This window comes from Providencia sp. PROV_01 (assembly GCF_053098325.1).
Window position 1 is genome coordinate 3,299,011 of the sequence record NZ_JBRFKD010000002.1, and the last position, 17,351, is coordinate 3,316,361.

The 17,351-nt window shown below is 39.1% G+C and carries 17 protein-coding genes and 3 tRNA genes; 13 read left to right on the forward strand and 7 right to left on the reverse strand.

The window, feature by feature from the left end; genetic code table 11:
- The first annotated feature begins 540 nt into the window (after window positions 1-540).
- Complete coding sequence (locus ACU696_RS16210; protein WP_004909809.1) at window positions 541-852, forward strand: DUF5339 domain-containing protein; 312 nt, start codon at window positions 541-543, stop codon at window positions 850-852.
- Between the two features lie 114 nt (window positions 853-966).
- Here ACU696_RS16210 and mgtA read toward each other — a convergent pair whose 3' ends face one another.
- The 4 genes from mgtA to cspE form a co-directional block, all read right to left on the reverse strand.
- Window positions 967-3,669, reverse strand: a complete 2,703-nt coding sequence (gene mgtA / locus ACU696_RS16215; RefSeq protein WP_004909805.1) for a magnesium-translocating P-type ATPase — start codon at window positions 3,667-3,669, stop codon at window positions 967-969.
- Window positions 3,670-3,818: 149 nt separating this feature from the next.
- Entirely contained in the window at window positions 3,819-4,517 is a 699-nt protein-coding gene (locus ACU696_RS16220; protein WP_004255789.1) for an MgtC family protein, read from the reverse strand.
- Between the two features lie 385 nt (window positions 4,518-4,902).
- Entirely contained in the window at window positions 4,903-5,106 is a 204-nt protein-coding gene (gene dsrB, locus ACU696_RS16225; RefSeq protein WP_209101344.1) for a protein DsrB, read from the reverse strand.
- A 102-nt stretch (window positions 5,107-5,208) separates the two neighbouring features.
- Entirely contained in the window at window positions 5,209-5,421 is a 213-nt protein-coding gene (gene cspE, locus ACU696_RS16230) for a transcription antiterminator/RNA stability regulator CspE (RefSeq protein WP_004909801.1), read from the reverse strand.
- 479 nt (window positions 5,422-5,900) lie between these two features.
- Between cspE and ACU696_RS16235 the strand changes: the two genes are divergently transcribed.
- The 3 genes from ACU696_RS16235 (at window position 5,901) to ACU696_RS16245 (ending at window position 6,950) form a co-directional block, all read left to right on the forward strand.
- Window positions 5,901-6,404: a YlaC family protein gene (locus ACU696_RS16235; RefSeq protein ID WP_004909795.1), complete on the forward strand. Its 504-nt coding sequence runs from the start codon at window positions 5,901-5,903 to the stop codon at window positions 6,402-6,404.
- A gap of 135 nt (window positions 6,405-6,539) precedes the next feature.
- A tRNA-Asn gene (locus ACU696_RS16240) sits at window positions 6,540-6,615 on the forward strand.
- 259 nt (window positions 6,616-6,874) lie between these two features.
- Window positions 6,875-6,950 (forward strand) — tRNA-Asn (locus ACU696_RS16245).
- A 113-nt stretch (window positions 6,951-7,063) separates the two neighbouring features.
- Here ACU696_RS16245 and ACU696_RS16250 read toward each other — a convergent pair.
- The gene (locus ACU696_RS16250) at window positions 7,064-7,966 is read right to left on the reverse strand and encodes a LysR family transcriptional regulator (RefSeq protein WP_447343201.1); all 903 of its coding nucleotides are present in this window, start codon (window positions 7,964-7,966) and stop codon (window positions 7,064-7,066) included.
- 230 nt (window positions 7,967-8,196) lie between these two features.
- On the opposite strand from ACU696_RS16250, the gene ACU696_RS16255 reads away from it, so the two are divergent.
- Both ACU696_RS16255 and ACU696_RS16260 read left to right on the forward strand, forming a co-directional pair.
- Window positions 8,197-9,660 (forward strand): MFS transporter, encoded by a 1,464-nt coding sequence (locus ACU696_RS16255; protein ID WP_447343202.1) that lies wholly within the window; start codon window positions 8,197-8,199, stop codon window positions 9,658-9,660.
- A 23-nt stretch (window positions 9,661-9,683) separates the two neighbouring features.
- The gene (locus ACU696_RS16260) at window positions 9,684-10,742 is read left to right on the forward strand and encodes an HlyD family secretion protein (protein WP_196718662.1); all 1,059 of its coding nucleotides are present in this window, start codon (window positions 9,684-9,686) and stop codon (window positions 10,740-10,742) included.
- A 15-nt stretch (window positions 10,743-10,757) separates the two neighbouring features.
- Here the strand turns inward: ACU696_RS16260 and ACU696_RS16265 are convergent, their stop codons facing one another.
- Complete coding sequence (locus ACU696_RS16265) at window positions 10,758-10,898, reverse strand: hypothetical protein (protein WP_196719714.1); 141 nt, start codon at window positions 10,896-10,898, stop codon at window positions 10,758-10,760.
- 110 nt (window positions 10,899-11,008) lie between these two features.
- Here ACU696_RS16265 and ACU696_RS16270 point away from each other — a divergent pair, with 110 nt between their 5' ends.
- From ACU696_RS16270 to ACU696_RS16290, 5 genes are all read left to right on the forward strand, one after another.
- Window positions 11,009-11,452: a universal stress protein gene (locus ACU696_RS16270; RefSeq protein ID WP_109911092.1), complete on the forward strand. Its 444-nt coding sequence runs from the start codon at window positions 11,009-11,011 to the stop codon at window positions 11,450-11,452.
- A gap of 256 nt (window positions 11,453-11,708) precedes the next feature.
- Window positions 11,709-11,784: transfer RNA gene (locus tag ACU696_RS16275), tRNA-Asn, on the forward strand.
- Between the two features lie 211 nt (window positions 11,785-11,995).
- Window positions 11,996-13,042 carry a dihydroorotase gene (pyrC, locus tag ACU696_RS16280; RefSeq protein WP_209101335.1) on the forward strand — a complete coding sequence of 349 codons (1,047 nt, stop codon included), beginning with the start codon at window positions 11,996-11,998 and terminating at the stop codon, window positions 13,040-13,042.
- A 223-nt stretch (window positions 13,043-13,265) separates the two neighbouring features.
- On the forward strand, window positions 13,266-13,520 hold the full coding sequence (bssS, locus tag ACU696_RS16285) for a biofilm formation regulator BssS (protein WP_004909784.1): 255 nt from the start codon (window positions 13,266-13,268) through the stop codon (window positions 13,518-13,520).
- Between the two features lie 209 nt (window positions 13,521-13,729).
- Window positions 13,730-14,323, forward strand: coding sequence for a LuxR C-terminal-related transcriptional regulator (locus tag ACU696_RS16290; protein ID WP_181937011.1), 594 nt, complete (start codon window positions 13,730-13,732; stop codon window positions 14,321-14,323).
- A 49-nt stretch (window positions 14,324-14,372) separates the two neighbouring features.
- Here the strand turns inward: ACU696_RS16290 and trhO are convergent, their stop codons facing one another.
- On the reverse strand, window positions 14,373-15,419 hold the full coding sequence (trhO, locus tag ACU696_RS16295) for an oxygen-dependent tRNA uridine(34) hydroxylase TrhO (RefSeq protein ID WP_109911091.1): 1,047 nt from the start codon (window positions 15,417-15,419) through the stop codon (window positions 14,373-14,375).
- Window positions 15,420-15,765: 346 nt separating this feature from the next.
- On the opposite strand from trhO, the gene ACU696_RS16300 reads away from it, so the two are divergent.
- Together ACU696_RS16300 and ACU696_RS16305 are read left to right on the forward strand one after the other, a co-directional pair.
- Entirely contained in the window at window positions 15,766-16,317 is a 552-nt protein-coding gene (locus ACU696_RS16300; RefSeq protein ID WP_231136563.1) for a DUF1007 family protein, read from the forward strand.
- The gene (locus ACU696_RS16305; protein WP_232799045.1) at window positions 16,308-17,315 is read left to right on the forward strand and encodes a nickel/cobalt transporter; all 1,008 of its coding nucleotides are present in this window, start codon (window positions 16,308-16,310) and stop codon (window positions 17,313-17,315) included. The genes ACU696_RS16300 and ACU696_RS16305 overlap by 10 nt, the downstream gene beginning before the upstream one ends.
- Window positions 17,316-17,351 lie beyond the last annotated feature (36 nt).

Consider the following 17,351-nt stretch of genomic DNA (forward strand, 5'->3'; position numbering starts at 1 on the left):
AAATGAACAGCCATTAATTCTATAAATATTTCATAGTAAAAATTTATCATTCAACCGTAAATATTTTGTTACAAATAAACGATTTTTTAATAATTTTAATTGTGTATAAAAAAATGTTATAACAATATTTCAAAATCTTATATAGGTAAATTCACGCATAACGCATTATTCTATCTTGCGAGTTGAAACATAATTATCGTCAAAAAATATGTTTATTAAAATTAGACAACCATTTTTCCTTCTCCTAATAAACCTTTAACTTTTTATCTCAAGCTTCAATCACTTCATCCGTCTATTCATCACCCTAGATAAGCGTAAAATAGTCAAAGGCATCCCATAACAACATGATAAAAAACAATTTAGTTATAGTTACAAAATTATGTAATGTAAACATCCTGAAATGAAATATGATAGCCTAATTAAATTGAAACTTAATTAATTAGCTAAGATATTATTTTAGGATTTGTCACGTTTGATATTAAAAACATCTCTTATATACTCAATTTGCTATATAAATAAATAATTTTAATAAGGTTGATTATGAAAAAGTTGATTTTAGCTTGTGGTATGGGTTTATTGGCACTGACAATCACTGCTTGTTCGGAAGAAGAGAAAAAAGGCGAAGTTGCTGGTGCAACTGAAACTTGTAACGCTTACTTCGCTGAAGTTGATAGCTTAATTGCTAAAGCTTCAGAAAACCCGCAAGCAAAAACTCAGTTAGATGCAATGAAAGGTCAGCTGGAAGAAGGTAAAAAACAAGTTGCTGCACTGCCTAAGGATCAGCAAGATAAAGCTTGCCAACAAGGTATTGATGCAATGAAACAGATGAAAGCTGCTTTAGGCCTGCAATAAGCCCTATTCTTCTTTATTCTGTAGATCAACAAGAGCCACACTGGTGGCTCTTTTTATTGCGCACAGAAAAGAAGAACCATCCTTGGTTTTTTTTTTTCCTGACTTAACAATATATTATAGCCATGTGCCAAAACGTTTAATATAAAACTGCTTCATCAGTTGAGCGACAACACAATAGCTCACTAATGTCAGAGCTAGCCATGGGAAATATTCTATTGGCAACGGTTGTAATCCTATCATTTCACCAAATGAAGAAAATGGAATATATAGCCCGAGAGCCATAATTAACCCTGTCGTTAACATAACAGGTAGCGCAGCTGTGCTTTGTATAAAGGGGATTTTTTGTGTTCTTAACATATGAACAACTAGCGTCTGAGAGAGTAACCCTTCAACAAACCAACCGGATTGGAACAACGCTTCATGAGCAACACTATTTGCTTGGAACACGTACCACATTAGCGCAAAAGTCGTGATATCAAAAATAGATGACGTTGGCCCAATCCAAAGCATAAAGCGGCCAATATTTTTTGCATCCCATTTACGAGGTCGTTTTAAAAACTCTTTATCCATTTTATCCCAGGGTAATGCAAGCTGGGAAATATCATACAGCAAGTTTTGAACGAGCAAATGAATGGCTAACATCGGTAGGAAGGGAATAAATGCACTGGCAATCAATACAGAAAATACGTTACCGAAGTTAGAGCTCGCTGTCATATTTAAGTATTTAATAATATTGCCGAAAGTTTCACGTCCTTTAATCACCCCCTGCTCTAATACCATTAAATCTTTTTCAAGTAAGATAATATCCGCAGATTCCTTAGCAATGTCCGTCCCTGTATCAACTGAAATTCCCACATCAGCATCACGTAATGCCGGTGCATCGTTAATCCCATCACCAAGAAAGCCAACTGTATGCCCATTTGCTTGTAACCGCTTTAAAATACGGGATTTTTGCAAGGGTGTTAATTTACAAAAAACTGAAACCTGCTCAACTTTCTGACCGAGCTCTTCGTCCGTCAAAGCCTCAATTTCCAGACCAGTCATGATTTCACTGATATTTAGACCAACATCACGACAAATTTTTTCGGTAATAATCGCATTATCACCCGTCAACACCTTCACCGTAACACCATTTTCACGTAGCGCTGCAATGGCTGAAATTGCGCTTTCTTTTGCTGGGTCAAGAAAAGTTAAAATGCCTTGTAGTTCTAACTGATGCTCAGCTTGAGTTGAAAGCGGTAAGCTGGCTTCAGCATCATTCAAACGGCGAGTTGCGAGTAGTAATACACGAAATCCTTGTCTGTTATAGTCACTCACTAGCTCAGTAATTGTTGCTCTTGCTTGGTTATCAAGTAAATGAAGCTCACCATCTTGTTGATAGCTTTGGCAAACAGCTAACATTTCCTCAGCGGCGCCTTTACAAATAAGTAGGGCTTCACCTTCTGGTGTTCGTACTGTCACTGACAATTTACGCCGAATAAAATCAAAGGGTAATTCATCAATTTTTTGAAATCCTTTTAGCTTCTCAACTTCACTGTTCCCTCTACCACGACGAATAATTGCCTGATCCATCATGTTCTTAGCGCCACTTTGATGGAAGCTATTTAGCCAAGCCAGTTGCAAGATTTTACTATTTTTCTGCCCATTACTGTCTAAATAATGTTCTAAAATAATACGATCTTGCGTTAAAGTTCCCGTTTTATCGGTACACAGCACATCCATTGCACCAAAGTTTTGGATAGCATTTAATCTTTTGACAATCACCTTGTGTTTTGACATGGCAATTGCACCTTTGGCTAAATTGGAGCTAACAATCATCGGTAACATTTCGGGTGTTAACCCCACAGCAACCGCCAGTGAGAATAATGTTGCTTCGAACCAATCACCTTTTGTAAACCCATTGATAAGTAAGACAATTGGTACCATGACTAACATAAAACGAATCAATAACCAACTTACGCTATTCACACCACGATCAAATGATGTTTGCGCACGGCTCCCCACAATGGATTTAGCCAACGAGCCTAAATAGGTTTTTCCGCCGGTTGCCACCACAATTCCACGTGCTGTACCGCTGGTAACATTGGTTCCCATTAAACAAATATTTGAAATCTCTAATAATTCATTTTCTGTTGGCGATACGGGATCTAAACTTTTGGCTGAAACGTCACCCAATGTGTCATATTTTTCAACGGGTATAGACTCCCCTGTTAGAATCGCTTGGCTGATAAACAAATCTCTTGATTCGACTAGCTTTAAATCAGCAGGAACCATATCTCCTGCGGATAACAACACAATATCCCCAGGTACTAAGCATTTAATCGGCACCTCTTTTCGAACTGAACGTCCCGTTTTATTGTCGCGACGAAATACCGTAGCTGTCGTTCGAACTAAAGATTTCAATGCTTCCGCAGCTTTATTGGTACGATATTCTTGCCAAAAACGCAAAAATCCACTCAGTAAAACCATAGTGACAATAATAATCACCCCGGTTAAGTCTGTTTCTTCACCTTGACGTTCGGGAATAACATAATCCGTAAAAAAACTAACAACTGCTAATATAATCAGTACGAATATAAATGGATTTTTAAAGGAAGTGAGTAGTTGCTTCCATGCTGGAGGGGCTTTTTCATGAGCAACTTCATTCTCACCTTCAGTCACTAGGCGGTCCATCGCCTCATTCTCAGATAAGCCTAATAGATTTGTTTGATATTCATTGAGCACTTGCTCAATATTTTTACTCGCTTGTTCGCCAACAATATATTTTTGGCGTGCAGCCGCTTTGACGCTTTTACGCGGTTCTCTTATTTCAGTCATAACGTTGTCTCGAATACAACACTCGTGATTTTAACGCTATCCAACTGAAATAAAATTAGTTTATTATCAGTTAGATAGCTCCAGCTTACGACTCCATGACGGAGGGTGGTCGTCCATTTCAGCTCCTATAGTGAGTTAATTTAAAGTCATCAGGCAGGTAGCTCTGATGCGACTTTCCAATTGATAGCACTAACACTTTGCTCAAGACTTATTCTGCATACTAATGCTTCAATTTCCTTTTGCTCGGCGGGTGTTGCAAGGAATTCAGCACACACTTCCAGCTGTTCAGGCTTTAATGTGTCGGCACTACTTAACGATTGCAATCGAATATGAAGCCCGTTAATTGCTTGTAAAATAAGTGTTCTTACTAAAATTTCATCCGTTTGATGGCACATTACACGGATCTTATAGCGCTGTTCTACATCAAGCGCTTGCTGCTGTGGTTGTTTATTAATTCGTGAAGCTGCTTCTCTTAATAAAATGTTGGCGCATAAAATTAATAACGTCGCCATCAATGCCAAAGAGTACTGCCCTAATCCACATAAAACACCGATCCCCGCAGAACACCAAAGCGTTGCCGCAGTATTTAGACCTCGAATGTTCATGCCTTCACGCATAATCACACCCGCCCCGAGGAAACCAATTCCAGACACCACTTGGGCAGCAATACGCCCAGGGCTATCAGGAGATGTTGTTACAGAACTTAAAATAAACACCGCAGCACCTGTTGCAACCAGTGCATTGGTTCTCAAGCCCGCCATTCGTTGACGCCACTGGCGCTCAGCACCGATTAATGCACCAAAACACATAGCAGACAGTAAATTTAAAATATCAGGGGAAAAAAGCATGATAATCCCTCCAAAAATAACTTGGATAATGATTTATATGCCTAATAAAAAGCATATAGCCATATATTTTGAGTAAAATAAATTACTCAAAAACCATTAGCTATTGCCTGGAGGAAATAGAGAATAAATATAGACCAACATGATACACACTCAATACAGCTATAATATGCTATCTAATTAAATACAATTATAAGGGAGTAGTATGATGAGGAAACATCAGACACCGCCCGCCATTGTGGCAAGCAGTGAAAAGAAAAGATGATTACTGGCTTGCCATTAAATTAAGTTTTTATTCCAACTCTGACTGTCCAAGTAATAATCTCCTAAGTAAAAGATGGAAGGAGTATAAGTGGGGAAAATTATTAAGTAAAGAACAAAGTGTTCATTAACTTGAAACTGATCTTTCAATTGGTGTAACAAAAATCCCTTCATCACCCTCTTTTTCATTAAAAAACCAAATACCTTCCGGGTAATCTGGTAATGCGATTAAGTACATTACCCCTTCATTGAAGGGCTCAATAAGTAAAATAGTGCCTTCACGACGCTCTTCCCCGTCTGTTTTTACATAAACACGGTCATTAATATTCATAACAGTCTTTTCCAACAAAATATATTAACCATAAATGTAGCGCATACGAAAAAGCCCGTCATTAAAAATGACGGGCTTTAGAAAATCAGTTAAGCAATTAGCTTAGATAGCAGTTACGTTAGCAGCTGCTGGGCCTTTTGCACCGTTTTCAATGGTGAATTCAACTTGCTGACCTTCAGCCAGAGTTTTGAAACCATTGCCCTGAATGGCAGAGAAGTGGACGAAAACGTCTTTGCTACCATCAGCTGGAGTGATGAAACCGAAGCCTTTAGACTCGTTGAACCACTTAACTTGACCTTTCATTTTGTCGGACATTTGACTTTTCCTATATAACATCAAAAAAACTTGCCTTTTGGCATATACGGGCCAGAGTCAACTATTTAATCAGGGAAACACCAAGATGCAGCGTCACGGTCAAAGGCTATCTGTGATAACTTTCTTCTTTAGAACACACTAACTCAGTAATCATACATCAAATAGGACTGCTAAACAGGCCGACACTCATTAACTCATGACTTAAAGATAATAGCAACTATTTTATACGGGTAAACTTCAAAAATATGTCGTTTTTTCGATTGCGTCACTTTTATCGACTATAACGTTAACAAAAATGCTGCATTTAGTTGATAGTTTAAAGAAAACTTTAATTTAAAAAGCCAACAACCCAATAAATGTCAGTAAGAATTATCTGATACGATGACAATCTGTGTAAATATTTTTTTTAACTGATATATAACAATCTCAACGGCTCGTGATACCCTCCTAGTATAGATATCTGAGAGAGAGTTATACACATGGATATTATCAAACAAATACTCGTCGAAGACTTGGATGCCATCAATAAACGTGAAAACCGAGATGGGAAACCTTACTTTAATAGCCAGTTTCTCGCCAACCACCCTTATTTATGTGTTGGCATGGTTGCGGCTTATGTCCCCCTAGCCATTATTCTTTGGTATGCCCCTTATTTTGGCCCTTATTGGGCTCTGGGTATCACTATTCTCTTTATTATACTAGCAAGTGTGCTACTTTTTGACATTAAACCTGTCTATCATTTTGAAGATATTGGTGTGTTAGATTTACGCGTTTGTTATAACGGAGAATGGTTTGTCACTGAACCCGTTTCTGATAATGCGATAAGTAAAATCATTGATTCACAAGATGTTAGCTCTGCAATAAAGCAAGAAATATCGCGTTTAATTGCATTAAAAGGAATGATATCGTTTTATGATATCTATCATGTTGCTTATCCTGAAGTTTCTACGCAATTACCTGGTACACTTGCAGCTCAAAATTAATTCAATATCAATTAACTAGAGCAAAACTTCGTCAGAATGTGCAGTGAATGAGCAGTTAGATATTTTTTCTGTTTTTATGATTGACAGCCTGAGATGATGTCGTTAATATTCGCCTCGTTCTCAGGAACAAGCAATTCCTCCATAGTTCAGTCGGTAGAACGGCGGACTGTTAATCCGTATGTCGCTGGTTCAAGTCCAGCTGGAGGAGCCAAATTTAAAAAAAGCCCGCTTAATGCGGGCTTTTTGCTATCTGTTTGTTATGTTCTGCTACTCATGAATTATTCACCTCTATTATCAGTTCCCTCTGCATCTCCTATAAGCCGCATACTATAGACAACGACACCACTTATTGGAGTAGATAATCATCAAATCGATTACTTAACACTCACTTGGCTATTTTTTTCGTTTTTATGCTTTACAACGGTGAACAGGATGGGTAATATGCGCCTCGTTCTCAGGAACAAAGCAATTCCTCCATAGTTCAGTCGGTAGAACGGCGGACTGTTAATCCGTATGTCGCTGGTTCAAGTCCAGCTGGAGGAGCCAAATTTAAAAAGCCCGCTTAATGCGGGCTTTTTGCTATCTTTCTGAAAGTTACCCTTCTGAATATTCAGCTACTAACTAAGCAACCGCAAAGACCCGCACCATAGAATGAATAGCTACTCTTTCTCCAGAAAAAATTGTTTAATTGTCTGGCGTAACCATTGATGCGCAGGATCTCTATCCAACCTTGGATGCCATGCTTGCACGATAAATATAGATTCCAATTCCAAAGGGAGTTCAATTTCAATTAACGGCAAATTAACACTCTTTACCCCTTGCAGTACATGGCGAGGGAGCGGCAAAATATAATCAGAGTTCATCGTTAGCATCATAGCTGAATGAAAGCTAGGCAAAGTCAACGCAACATTACGCTCTAATTGAAGGTCACGTAACGCGTCATCAATTGGTCCCAATGTACGCCCCCGCCGCGATACGCTAATATGCGGGTAATGCGTTAAACTCTCAGGTGTCACTTGTCCAATAATCGGATGCCCTGGGCGAACCAACGCCTGAAAAGTACTAGTAAATAAGCTCTGAGCCTTAATTTCAGGGTGCCAATCTCGAGAAGAACCAATAACCAAATCGACTTTACCGCTACGCAAAGAATCATCTTCAATATCACTTTCTGCGATAAAAATTAAGCTACTTTGGGGAGCTAATTCCCTGAGTTTTTCTAACAACCCACCACCTAAGGCGCCAATAAAAATATCATTCGCCCGAATAACAAATGTTCTTTCTAATGTTTTTGGATTGAATAATTCATCAGGATTAATTAACGCTTCTGCTTGAGCAATAATATGGCTAAGTTGTTCTTTTAATTCTAATGCTCTGGGAGTTGGTACTAATTTACGCCCTGCCCTGACTAAAATGGGATCATTAAATTGCTCACGAATTCGCCCTAGAATTCGGCTCATAGCAGGAGCACTCAGGTTCATTTTTTTGGCGGCTCCTCCTACACTTCCTTCCTCCAATAATAAATTCAACGCATAAATCAAATTGAAGTCGATTTTTTGTGGCATTTTTCCTCCTCGCCCCTTTGCAGCCCTCCTCATTAGTGGATTGCGTTTCATGCAATAATTTAATTACATCATTTCATTTTAAACAATTAAATAAAGTTTAGATACTACTACTAAAAAATGACAGAGCAAATTTTTAAATGGCAGGAGTTTGAAATGGTTGATGCGTCTATCATACAACCTAAAAAAACAAATGGATAGCCAGTGCGAGTGAAATTAATGGCCGCACATGGATGGGTCTATTTGGTGTTTTTTTAGCAGTAATGGCGAGTGGCGTGGGAGAAAACGCCAGTAAATTCGCCCTAGGCGATATTCAGGGGGCAATGGCATTAAATATTGATACTGGCAGTTGGTTAATCACCTGTTATGTAACTGGTTTTGTAATTGGTTCAGGATTTACTCCTTGCTTTTGGCCAACATTCTCACTACGTCGTGTTGCGCTCGTTATGTGTTCTATTTATCTGATTGGAGGATTAATTACACCATGGCTAGGAGATCATTATGCTCTTCTATTAACAATACGTAGTTTACAAGGCTTTGCGGGCGGGGCTCTCCCGCCTATGTTAATGACGGTAGTGCTGCGCTTTATGCCTCCGCTTATTAAAGTATTAGGTTTAGGAGCTTATGGCTGGGTTTCTGCATGGAGTGCTACTTTTGGTGCCACTGCGGCCGCGTTTGCCTTCCACTGGGGGTGGAGTGGGTATTTTTATTGGAACTTACCACTAATGGCGATAGCCACCATCTGCATTGGCTTTGGTTTGCCACAAGACCCTTTACGCTTAGAACGACTGAAACAGTTTAACTGGCGAGGTTTACTTCTGGGGGGAAGTGCACTTGCTATGCTCACCGTAGGTATTTCTCAAGGAGAACGCCTTGATTGGCTAAATTCATCACTAATTTATGTTTTATTGATTGGTGGACTTGGTTTATTAGCTCTGTTTTTGATAAACGAATGGTACCACCCATTACCCTTCTTCAACTTGCAGTTACTTAGCAAACGGAATCTATCGTTCTCATTAATCACCCTTGGTGGTGTGCTGTTGATTATGGTTTCTTTGGTGAATATTACCTCTGGCTATTTATCGTCTATTCAAGGGTATCGCTTAGAACAAACCTCCGACATGATGCTATGGGTGTCACTCCCACAACTCATCACGCTCCCTATCATAGCCATTATTTGTAATACCCCCAAAGTTGATTGCCGTTGGGTGCTCGCCATTAGTTTACTTTTGATGACAGCCGCTTGTTTTCTCGCATCACAACTGACCCCTGATTGGAATGGTGACAATTTTAGAATGATTTCTCTCTTACAAGCTGTTGCACAACCCATGGCCGTTATTCCGCTATTGATGATGGCAACGGGCGGATTACTGCCCACTGATGGTCCATTTGCTGCTGCTTGGTTTAATGCGGTTAAAGGATTTGCAGCAACGGCTGCCGGGGGAGCAATTGCCCTATTAAGCCGCCAGCGAGGTGATTTTCATTCGGGCGTCATTGCTGACAGCTACGGCAGTACTTATCGCGATACGGCGACGAATTCTATCGGTGAGCTCACACAGCTCGCTTCAAGCCAAGGACATGTTTTAGCTAGCTCTGACCTATATCTGTTGGTTTCTGGTTTAGCACTGTTATTAACCGGGCTGATTTTAGTGATGCCAACTCGTATTTATCCACCGCGGTCTGTTGCCGCTGCTTAGTTATTGATTATCAGGAAATTAGAATGAGTAAGATCAAATTAAAAATTAATAAAAATGTCGCTCTGGCTATCATCGCTATTGTTGTTTTGATGGGAGGATTATTAATTAATAAATTCGCCATTAAAAAAAATGCTCAAAACACCAATGATGCTTATATCCGAGCGGATATTTCACGTATATCACCACAGATTTCAGGTGTGGTGACCGAAGTCCTTGTGCAAGATAACCAATGGGTTAAAGAAGGTGAATTATTAGCAGTCATTGATCCCAGAGAATTTACAGTTGCACTTTCTCAGGCTGCTGCACAAGAGCAATCTGCTCGCGCACGGCAAGATGATGCAAAAGCCAATTTAATGCGTCAACAGGCCTTAATCGCTGCGGCAGAAGCCCAACTGCAATCTGCAAGAGCAGAACTCCAATTTGCGTACCAAGAAAAAACTCGCTACCACAAAATGGCAAATACTGGCGCAGGCTCACAACAAGCGGCACAACAAGCAACTACGCGTGTACAAACAGTGACAGCAAGTGTTGCACAAGCTGAAGCATCATTAAAAGCAGCCAAAAATATGTTGCAAGTTTTAGAAGCCAAACAGGCTGATAGCAATGCTGAATTGACATTAGCTCAAGCCAAAAAAGCAATGGCTGAACTGAACCTCTCTTACACCCGCATTACTGCCCCAATTGGTGGGGTAATTGGTAAAAAAAGTTTGCGCGTCGGTGAGTTTGTTAAGCCAGGCGATGCTTTAATGGCTATTGTTCCCCAAAATAAGCTCTACATCATCGCGAATTATCAAGAAACTCAATTGGAAAATATTACTCATGGCCAAGTCGTTGATATTAGTATCGACACCTTCCCAGGGCAAATATTAAAAGGCTATGTCGATAGTATTGCTCCCGCGTCTGGCGTAAGTTTCTCACCCGTTGCCCCGGAAAATGCGACGGGTAATTTTACTAAAATTGTACAGCGCATACCTGTAAAAATTGTTTTTGATAGCAACACCGAGCATGCCCAGATGATGAATGCGCTGCGTGTGGGTATGTCTGCAGATGTCACCATTAATACACTCGATGGGAGCCGCTGATGAACAAAACTGTGATCACACTGGTTTTGTTAAAAACTTATCAGCTACTAAGCCATTGGGCAAGATTTCACTCCACTGTAAGCCACACTCCCAGACAACTGGGTAGCCACGCAAAACACAGCGACTTTGCCCACCGAATGGTGGGTTATTTTTCATTTATCGATCAACGTATGATCCCCAAAAACCTTTCCATTTTACAAAAAGTATTGGAAAAAAGGGGAGCTAACTTTAAAGGCGCTATTTAGTTCGCCTATCAGGAACTAATCATGATTAATAATGTGTTGTTAGCCGTCGACAGCTTTGAGAATAGCAGTAATGCACTTAGTTTTATGCAGCGTATGACTGGCTGTGTCAGCAATGTGATTGTATTGACTGTTGTCGATAATACCTTTGCACTAAGCCGCACTGGGTTAAGTAAAGATAGCGATGAGTGGGATGAATACCCTGCCGCGCAAAAAGAAGAAGCTTTGGCACAAAAACAATTAAAAGAGGTCACCAGCGCCTTAAATAGCATGGGGTTTAAAGCCCAAGGACTACTCGCTGCAGGTACCCCTATCGATACCATCCCCAAAAAAATGGAAAAATATAACTGCGAATTATTAATTATTTCTCATCGCCATCTTTCTTCACTTGGACGCTGGCTTAATACCTCTGTGACTCGTAGTTTACTCGACGATATCGCCCAACCAGTTCTCGTTATTCCGCTGTAGATAATTTCTGTAAGTTACATTCATCAATTAGTGGTTAACTGCAGTTAACCACTAAATTTGAAATAATATACCGCCCATCGACTTAAGTTTGTTACCGTCTTTTTGTTTGTGTATGGTCTTGATTAATCACCATTACCTAATTTTCGATCAAACTTCCAACAGTTCGCACAGATAACAGGCAAACAAACATATTTTTCGCTATTCTCCTTTGACAATACAGTAAGAGAAAGCTAATATCCTCTGCGTACCAAGGAGTTCCTCCATAGTTCAGTCGGTAGAACGGCGGACTGTTAATCCGTATGTCGCTGGTTCGAGTCCAGCTGGAGGAGCCAAAATTTAGAGAAACCTGCTTAAGGAAACTTAAGCAGGTTTTTTGCTATTGCATGCCTGAATAAGTTAGCTATTTACGTCATTTACATAATCTACCTTTGAAATAAGCTATAATCGCGATTTCTCATAGCTATTTTTTCACTTTACCTTTATCATTCTATTCCGGCTTGAGCACTCGCTCATCATTCACTCTTCCCCTATGGAGCCGGTTTAATGACAACTGTAACTACCCTAACGATCCGCCGCCCTGATGATTGGCATGTTCATTTTCGCGATGATGATATGTTAAAAACGGTCGTTCCCTATACCAGTGAATTCTTTGGCCGCGCGATTGTCATGCCGAATTTAGTGCCACCAGTCACAACAATTGAAGCCGCAAAAGCTTACCGCGAGCGTATTCTAAAAGCGGTTCCACAAGGACATCAATTTACCCCTTTAATGACCTGCTACCTTACTGATAGCACAGATCCTGCTGAAGTCGTTCGCGGCTTTAACGAGGGGGTATTTACTGCCTGTAAACTCTACCCGGCCAATGCAACAACTAACTCTAGCCATGGCGTATCCGATATTAAAAAGATTTACCCCGTATTAGCTGCAATGGAACAAGCAGGAATGCCACTGCTTATCCATGGTGAAGTCACCGCAAGTCATATCGATATTTTTGACCGAGAAGCCTTATTTATTGAGCAAGTTATGTTGCCACTACGGGCACAGTTTCCAAAACTAAAAGTCGTTTTTGAACACATCACCACCAAAGAAGCGGCTCAATATGTCCAAGAAGCGAATGAATTTACAGCTGCAACTTTAACACCTCAACATTTGATGTTTAATCGTAACCATATGTTAGTTGGTGGTATAAGACCGCATTTATTTTGCTTACCTATTTTGAAGCGTAATGTGCACCAAGAAGCATTACGTACAGCGGTTGCTTCAGGTTGTGACCGTTTCTTCCTTGGTACCGACACCGCACCACATATACAATCACGTAAAGAATCTTCCTGTGGTTGTGCTGGGGTCTTTAATGCTCCCACCGCATTAGCGGCTTACGCAAGTGTTTTTGAAGAGCTCGGTGCCTTGGCGCATTTCGAAGCTTTTTGTTCCCTAAATGGCCCTAAATTCTATAACTTACCTGTGAATGAAGGGGCAATTACGCTAACTAAAGAACAAAATATAATTTGTGAATCCATTGACTGCTGTAATGATAAATTAGTTCCTTTCTTAGCAGGGCAAGATGCACGCTGGACAGTCTCTCTGAGTTAGTCGTTTACACGCCGATGGGAAGTTCAAAATACTTCCCATTCTATTTTTACAATGCTTGTTATTCGTTTTATGCATTTTCTGCCATATAGACAAAAAAAATGTTTTATTTGCTTTCTTATTGGCGAAATCTCCTTATACTAAAAGTGGACTCATCACGAGGTCATTGCTCTTAGTCAGTTATAGATATTTATTATTTATCACGATGTTTGATTAGGAGGTTTATATGAATAAAAAAAATGATGTCATTCAAACCCACCCAGTAGTTGGCTGGGACATCAGTACAGTCGATGATTACGACGCTATGATGTTGCGTTTGCACTACCTCCCCGAGCAAGATAAACACACAGGTGACGCTATTGTGGATAAAACCATGTGGCTAACGACTGATGTGGCTAAACAACTCATTCATATTCTTCAAGCAGGTGTAGACAAGATAGAATCTGGGGAATATGTTGAGCTTGGTTTTAAAACACACTAGGGAAATAAATGGATATTAGGGTCACTAATATCCATTTAATTTATTCATTCATACAGGTAATTATATATTTTTATATAATTACCTTATTAATTAATTACTAATTCGCAATTTAAAATAAGAACACTATTTATTGTTTTTATTAATCCTTGGTTGACTTCACTATCAGTTCCAATTTATTGTAAGGCACCTTCTTGAACAAGGATGTTCCAATGCGAATATTAGTTATTGATGAATGTTATTATACACGTCTTGGCATTACAGAATATTTATCCAAAAATAAAAAACTCGAATTTATTAGTACAGGATGCATAAAAGAAGCCATTGGTTTTATAAATATAAACACACCAAGCATTATACTGGTGAATTTAACGTATTATTGTAATTACTCTAATTACTGTCCTACGCTACAGCAATTATTAAGCAATACCAATAATACACGGTTTTATATTTATATTAACGCCCCGTACCCACAGACAAACAATCCATTGTTATTAAAGGATAATTATTTCATTCTATCAAAAGATATTATTATTCAAACTCTTGATAAGGTTATTCGTGACTATGAACAAATAGAGAAAATTACTAAGCTTGCTAATAATATTGAGTCATCTATTTTCACAATTAAAGAACAAAATATTATTAACAATTGGATGAATGAAACACCTAATCATATTATTTCTCGAAAACTAGGAATTAGCAATAGCACTGTTTACTCACAAAAAAGGCATATTACCTCTAAAGTTTTCGTCAAAAACAGAATAGAGTTATTTTTTATATATAATGTGTTTAAATATTTATATTAAAAAAAAAGCCCTAATTGCAGGGCTTTCTTATTATAGATAACATTAATGACTAGTTGTCTTTATTTAATAACCCATCGGATAAACGGTGACGTGATTTATTAAAGATTTTATTACTGACCTCACGGCCTGCACGGCGTGCGCGTTGCTCTTGCTCAGGAAGTTTCATTTCTTCTGTGCAAGACGAACTGCAGCAGCCTTCATACTTTTCTGCACAACTAGGGCATTGGATAAACAATAAGTGGCAGCCATCGTTACGGCAATTGGTATGTGCATCACAAGGCGCGCCACATTGGTGGCATTGTGCTAATGTGTCCTCTGTAATGCGCTCACCCATGCGGTTGTCAAAAACAAAGTTTTTCCCTTTAAACCGTAAAGGTAGGCCCTGCTCCTTCGCCTTACGTGCGTATTCAATAATCCCACCTTCAACATGGTAGACATTTTTAAAACCATTATGCAGCATATAAGCACTGGCTTTTTCACAACGGATCCCACCAGTACAATACATCACAACATTTTTGTCTTTTTGCTCTTGCAGCATTTCAACCGCCATTGGCAGTTGCTCTCTAAATGTATCTGATGGTATTTCAATCGCATTATCAAAACGCCCCACTTCATACTCATAATGATTTCGCATATCAACGAAAACAGTATTTGGGTCATCAATCATCTCATTCACTTCGTGAGCTTTTAGATATTGCCCCGTATTTGCTGGGTTAAATGTTTCGTCATCAATACCATCAGCCACTACACGCTCACGGACTTTCATACGCAGCACCCAAAATGATTTACCGTCATCATCAATCGCAATATTTAAACGTAGGTTTTCTAATGCGGGATCTGTTGCATAAATGAGTTCGCGTAATGCGCTCACATTGGATTCAGGCACACTGATTTGTGCATTAATACCTTCTTTGGCAATATAAACGCGCCCAAAAACACTCAATGCTTTAAATTGTTGGTACCATTGATTACGAAATTCGTTTGGGTCTTGGATATTAAAATACTTGTAAAAAGAGATAGTGGTGCGCGGCTCGACCTCAGCCAACATGCGCTCTTTTAAGATTTTATTTGAAATTTGGTTATGTAACACTGGCATGGTGTTCTCTTTTCCTTTGTAACTAGTTAATATTTAAAGCTTAAAATCATGTGGTGTTCACGAAATGTCCACATCTGATTATTATCAAATATTATCGCTGTTATTTTGTTAATAAAAAACCCTTTATTTGAAAGGTTATTGTGATGGAAGTATTAACGACTCGTTTTAAGTTGATTTTTAAATCATTCCGAAATATTTTTCTTTTTAGTTTGCAGTTCGTTATGTTATAACATTTATTTGATAAGCCAATTTAGCTGACTGAATGATGCGATTTTTTCCTTTCTATTTTTTATTTCTGTTCATAGTTGCTCCACTAGTAGCGGCACACCCTCACAGTTTTATTGAGATGCAAATTTCCCTTGAAAATAAACAAGATAAATACACAGGGATTAGCTATGTTTGGAAAATGGACCCCATGACATCAGCGGATATCGCCTATGAATTAAAAGGCATTAAACCGGATGATCCTCGTTGGAAACAGCAAGAAGCTATTATTATGGCAAATGTGTTGGTGCAAGATTATTTCACTGATTTTTATTATCAGGGGAAGAAAGTGAGCTTTAAACGAATTCCAGATAGCTACCATTTAGAAAAAGATGGCTTTTCTTTAGTTTTCTTCTTTACCGCTTCATTTATGCAACCCCTGCCTATAGCAGGTTCCCATGTGGAAATTCAAACTTATGACCCAACTTTCTATGTCAGTATGACTTACCAAAATAAACAACAAATTAACCTACCGTTGGATATTGCTGCAAATTGCCAGATGGAATTACAAGAAGCAAATGTGACCGATTCAATGCGCGCCTACGCTTTCTCTTTAGACAAAAGTGATAATCCAGAAGAGGATTTAGCACTTGGCAAACAGTTTGCACAACGGGTTGATATACAATGTCCATAATGCCTTTACGTACGCAAAAATTAATAATTACTGCGCTGTTTGTAGGACTTATTACCTATGTCACTTGGCAGCTATACATTCACTGGGGATCATGGCTACAACTTAGCCTAGCTTGGCAAAAACAGTTAAACCAAGGGTTATCTTACTTATTGCAAGAAACCACCTCTCGCCCATGGTATGCAGGTGGGTTACTGGTGATTGCCAGCTTTGCTTATGGTTTTTTGCATGCCCTTGGACCGGGTCATGGCAAATTAATTATTACCACCTATATTGCCACCCAAGCGACTCATTTAAAGCAGAGTGTTATCATTAGCTTACTAGCATCACTCTTACAAGGGCTTGTTGCGATTACTTTAGTTTCCTTAGTATTGATCCTATTCCAACTCTCTACTAAACATCTCAACCAAGCCAGTTTATATGCAGAACAAATCAGTTATCTATTTGTTATTTTACTGGGTAGCTATTTATGTCTCAGCGCATTACGTCGTGGCTGGTTAATCCGCAAATCAAAATACTTAACCCCACTCACGATAAAAAGCATTCAGCCATTGAATTCTTCAACGAAAGCAATAATTAAAACAAAAGCCCATAGCCACTCGGACAGCTGTGGTTGTGGCCACCAACACGTTATCCAGTCTCATCAATTGCAATCCAGTTTTAAAAGTAACCTATTGATTATTCTATCAATGGGGATTCGTCCTTGTTCTGGAGCAATTCTCGTATTGCTGTTTTCTTATGTGATAGAAGTATATACATGGGGAGTTATCGCTGCCTTAGCAATGGCAATGGGTACTGCATTAACCATTTGTTTAATTGCCATTTTTGTTCATTTAATGCGTGATAATGCGGTTCGCGTATCACAATTAAAAGGAAAGTCATTTTCCCCTTATTGGGCAATCTCACTAAAAATTTTGGCAGGTATTTTATTTATTTTGATGGGTGTTTTGATGCTTCAAAGCATCGGTTTGGAACAATCGGTTTCCCCACTGTTGCGATAAACCATTAAAAAAGGGAGGGCTCCCCCTCCCAGGCAT

Bases quoted from the DNA above. Each gene is read 5' to 3' on its own strand.
- ACU696_RS16210 (WP_004909809.1), top strand. From the start codon at position 541: ATGAAAAAGTTGATTTTAGCTTGTGGTATGGGTTTATTGGCACTGACA.
- mgtA (WP_004909805.1), bottom strand. From the start codon at position 3,669: ATGACTGAAATAAGAGAACCGCGTAAAAGCGTCAAAGCGGCTGCACGC.
- ACU696_RS16220 (WP_004255789.1), bottom strand. From the start codon at position 4,517: ATGCTTTTTTCCCCTGATATTTTAAATTTACTGTCTGCTATGTGTTTT.
- dsrB (WP_209101344.1), bottom strand. From the start codon at position 5,106: ATGAATATTAATGACCGTGTTTATGTAAAAACAGACGGGGAAGAGCGT.
- cspE (WP_004909801.1), bottom strand. From the start codon at position 5,421: ATGTCCGACAAAATGAAAGGTCAAGTTAAGTGGTTCAACGAGTCTAAA.
- ACU696_RS16235 (WP_004909795.1), top strand. From the start codon at position 5,901: ATGGATATTATCAAACAAATACTCGTCGAAGACTTGGATGCCATCAAT.
- ACU696_RS16250 (WP_447343201.1), bottom strand. From the start codon at position 7,966: ATGCCACAAAAAATCGACTTCAATTTGATTTATGCGTTGAATTTATTA.
- ACU696_RS16255 (WP_447343202.1), top strand. From the start codon at position 8,197: ATGGGTCTATTTGGTGTTTTTTTAGCAGTAATGGCGAGTGGCGTGGGA.
- ACU696_RS16260 (WP_196718662.1), top strand. From the start codon at position 9,684: ATGAGTAAGATCAAATTAAAAATTAATAAAAATGTCGCTCTGGCTATC.
- ACU696_RS16265 (WP_196719714.1), bottom strand. From the start codon at position 10,898: ATGAAAAATAACCCACCATTCGGTGGGCAAAGTCGCTGTGTTTTGCGT.
- ACU696_RS16270 (WP_109911092.1), top strand. From the start codon at position 11,009: ATGATTAATAATGTGTTGTTAGCCGTCGACAGCTTTGAGAATAGCAGT.
- pyrC (WP_209101335.1), top strand. From the start codon at position 11,996: ATGACAACTGTAACTACCCTAACGATCCGCCGCCCTGATGATTGGCAT.
- bssS (WP_004909784.1), top strand. From the start codon at position 13,266: ATGAATAAAAAAAATGATGTCATTCAAACCCACCCAGTAGTTGGCTGG.
- ACU696_RS16290 (WP_181937011.1), top strand. From the start codon at position 13,730: ATGCGAATATTAGTTATTGATGAATGTTATTATACACGTCTTGGCATT.
- trhO (WP_109911091.1), bottom strand. From the start codon at position 15,419: ATGCCAGTGTTACATAACCAAATTTCAAATAAAATCTTAAAAGAGCGC.
- ACU696_RS16300 (WP_231136563.1), top strand. From the start codon at position 15,766: ATGCAAATTTCCCTTGAAAATAAACAAGATAAATACACAGGGATTAGC.
- ACU696_RS16305 (WP_232799045.1), top strand. From the start codon at position 16,308: ATGTCCATAATGCCTTTACGTACGCAAAAATTAATAATTACTGCGCTG.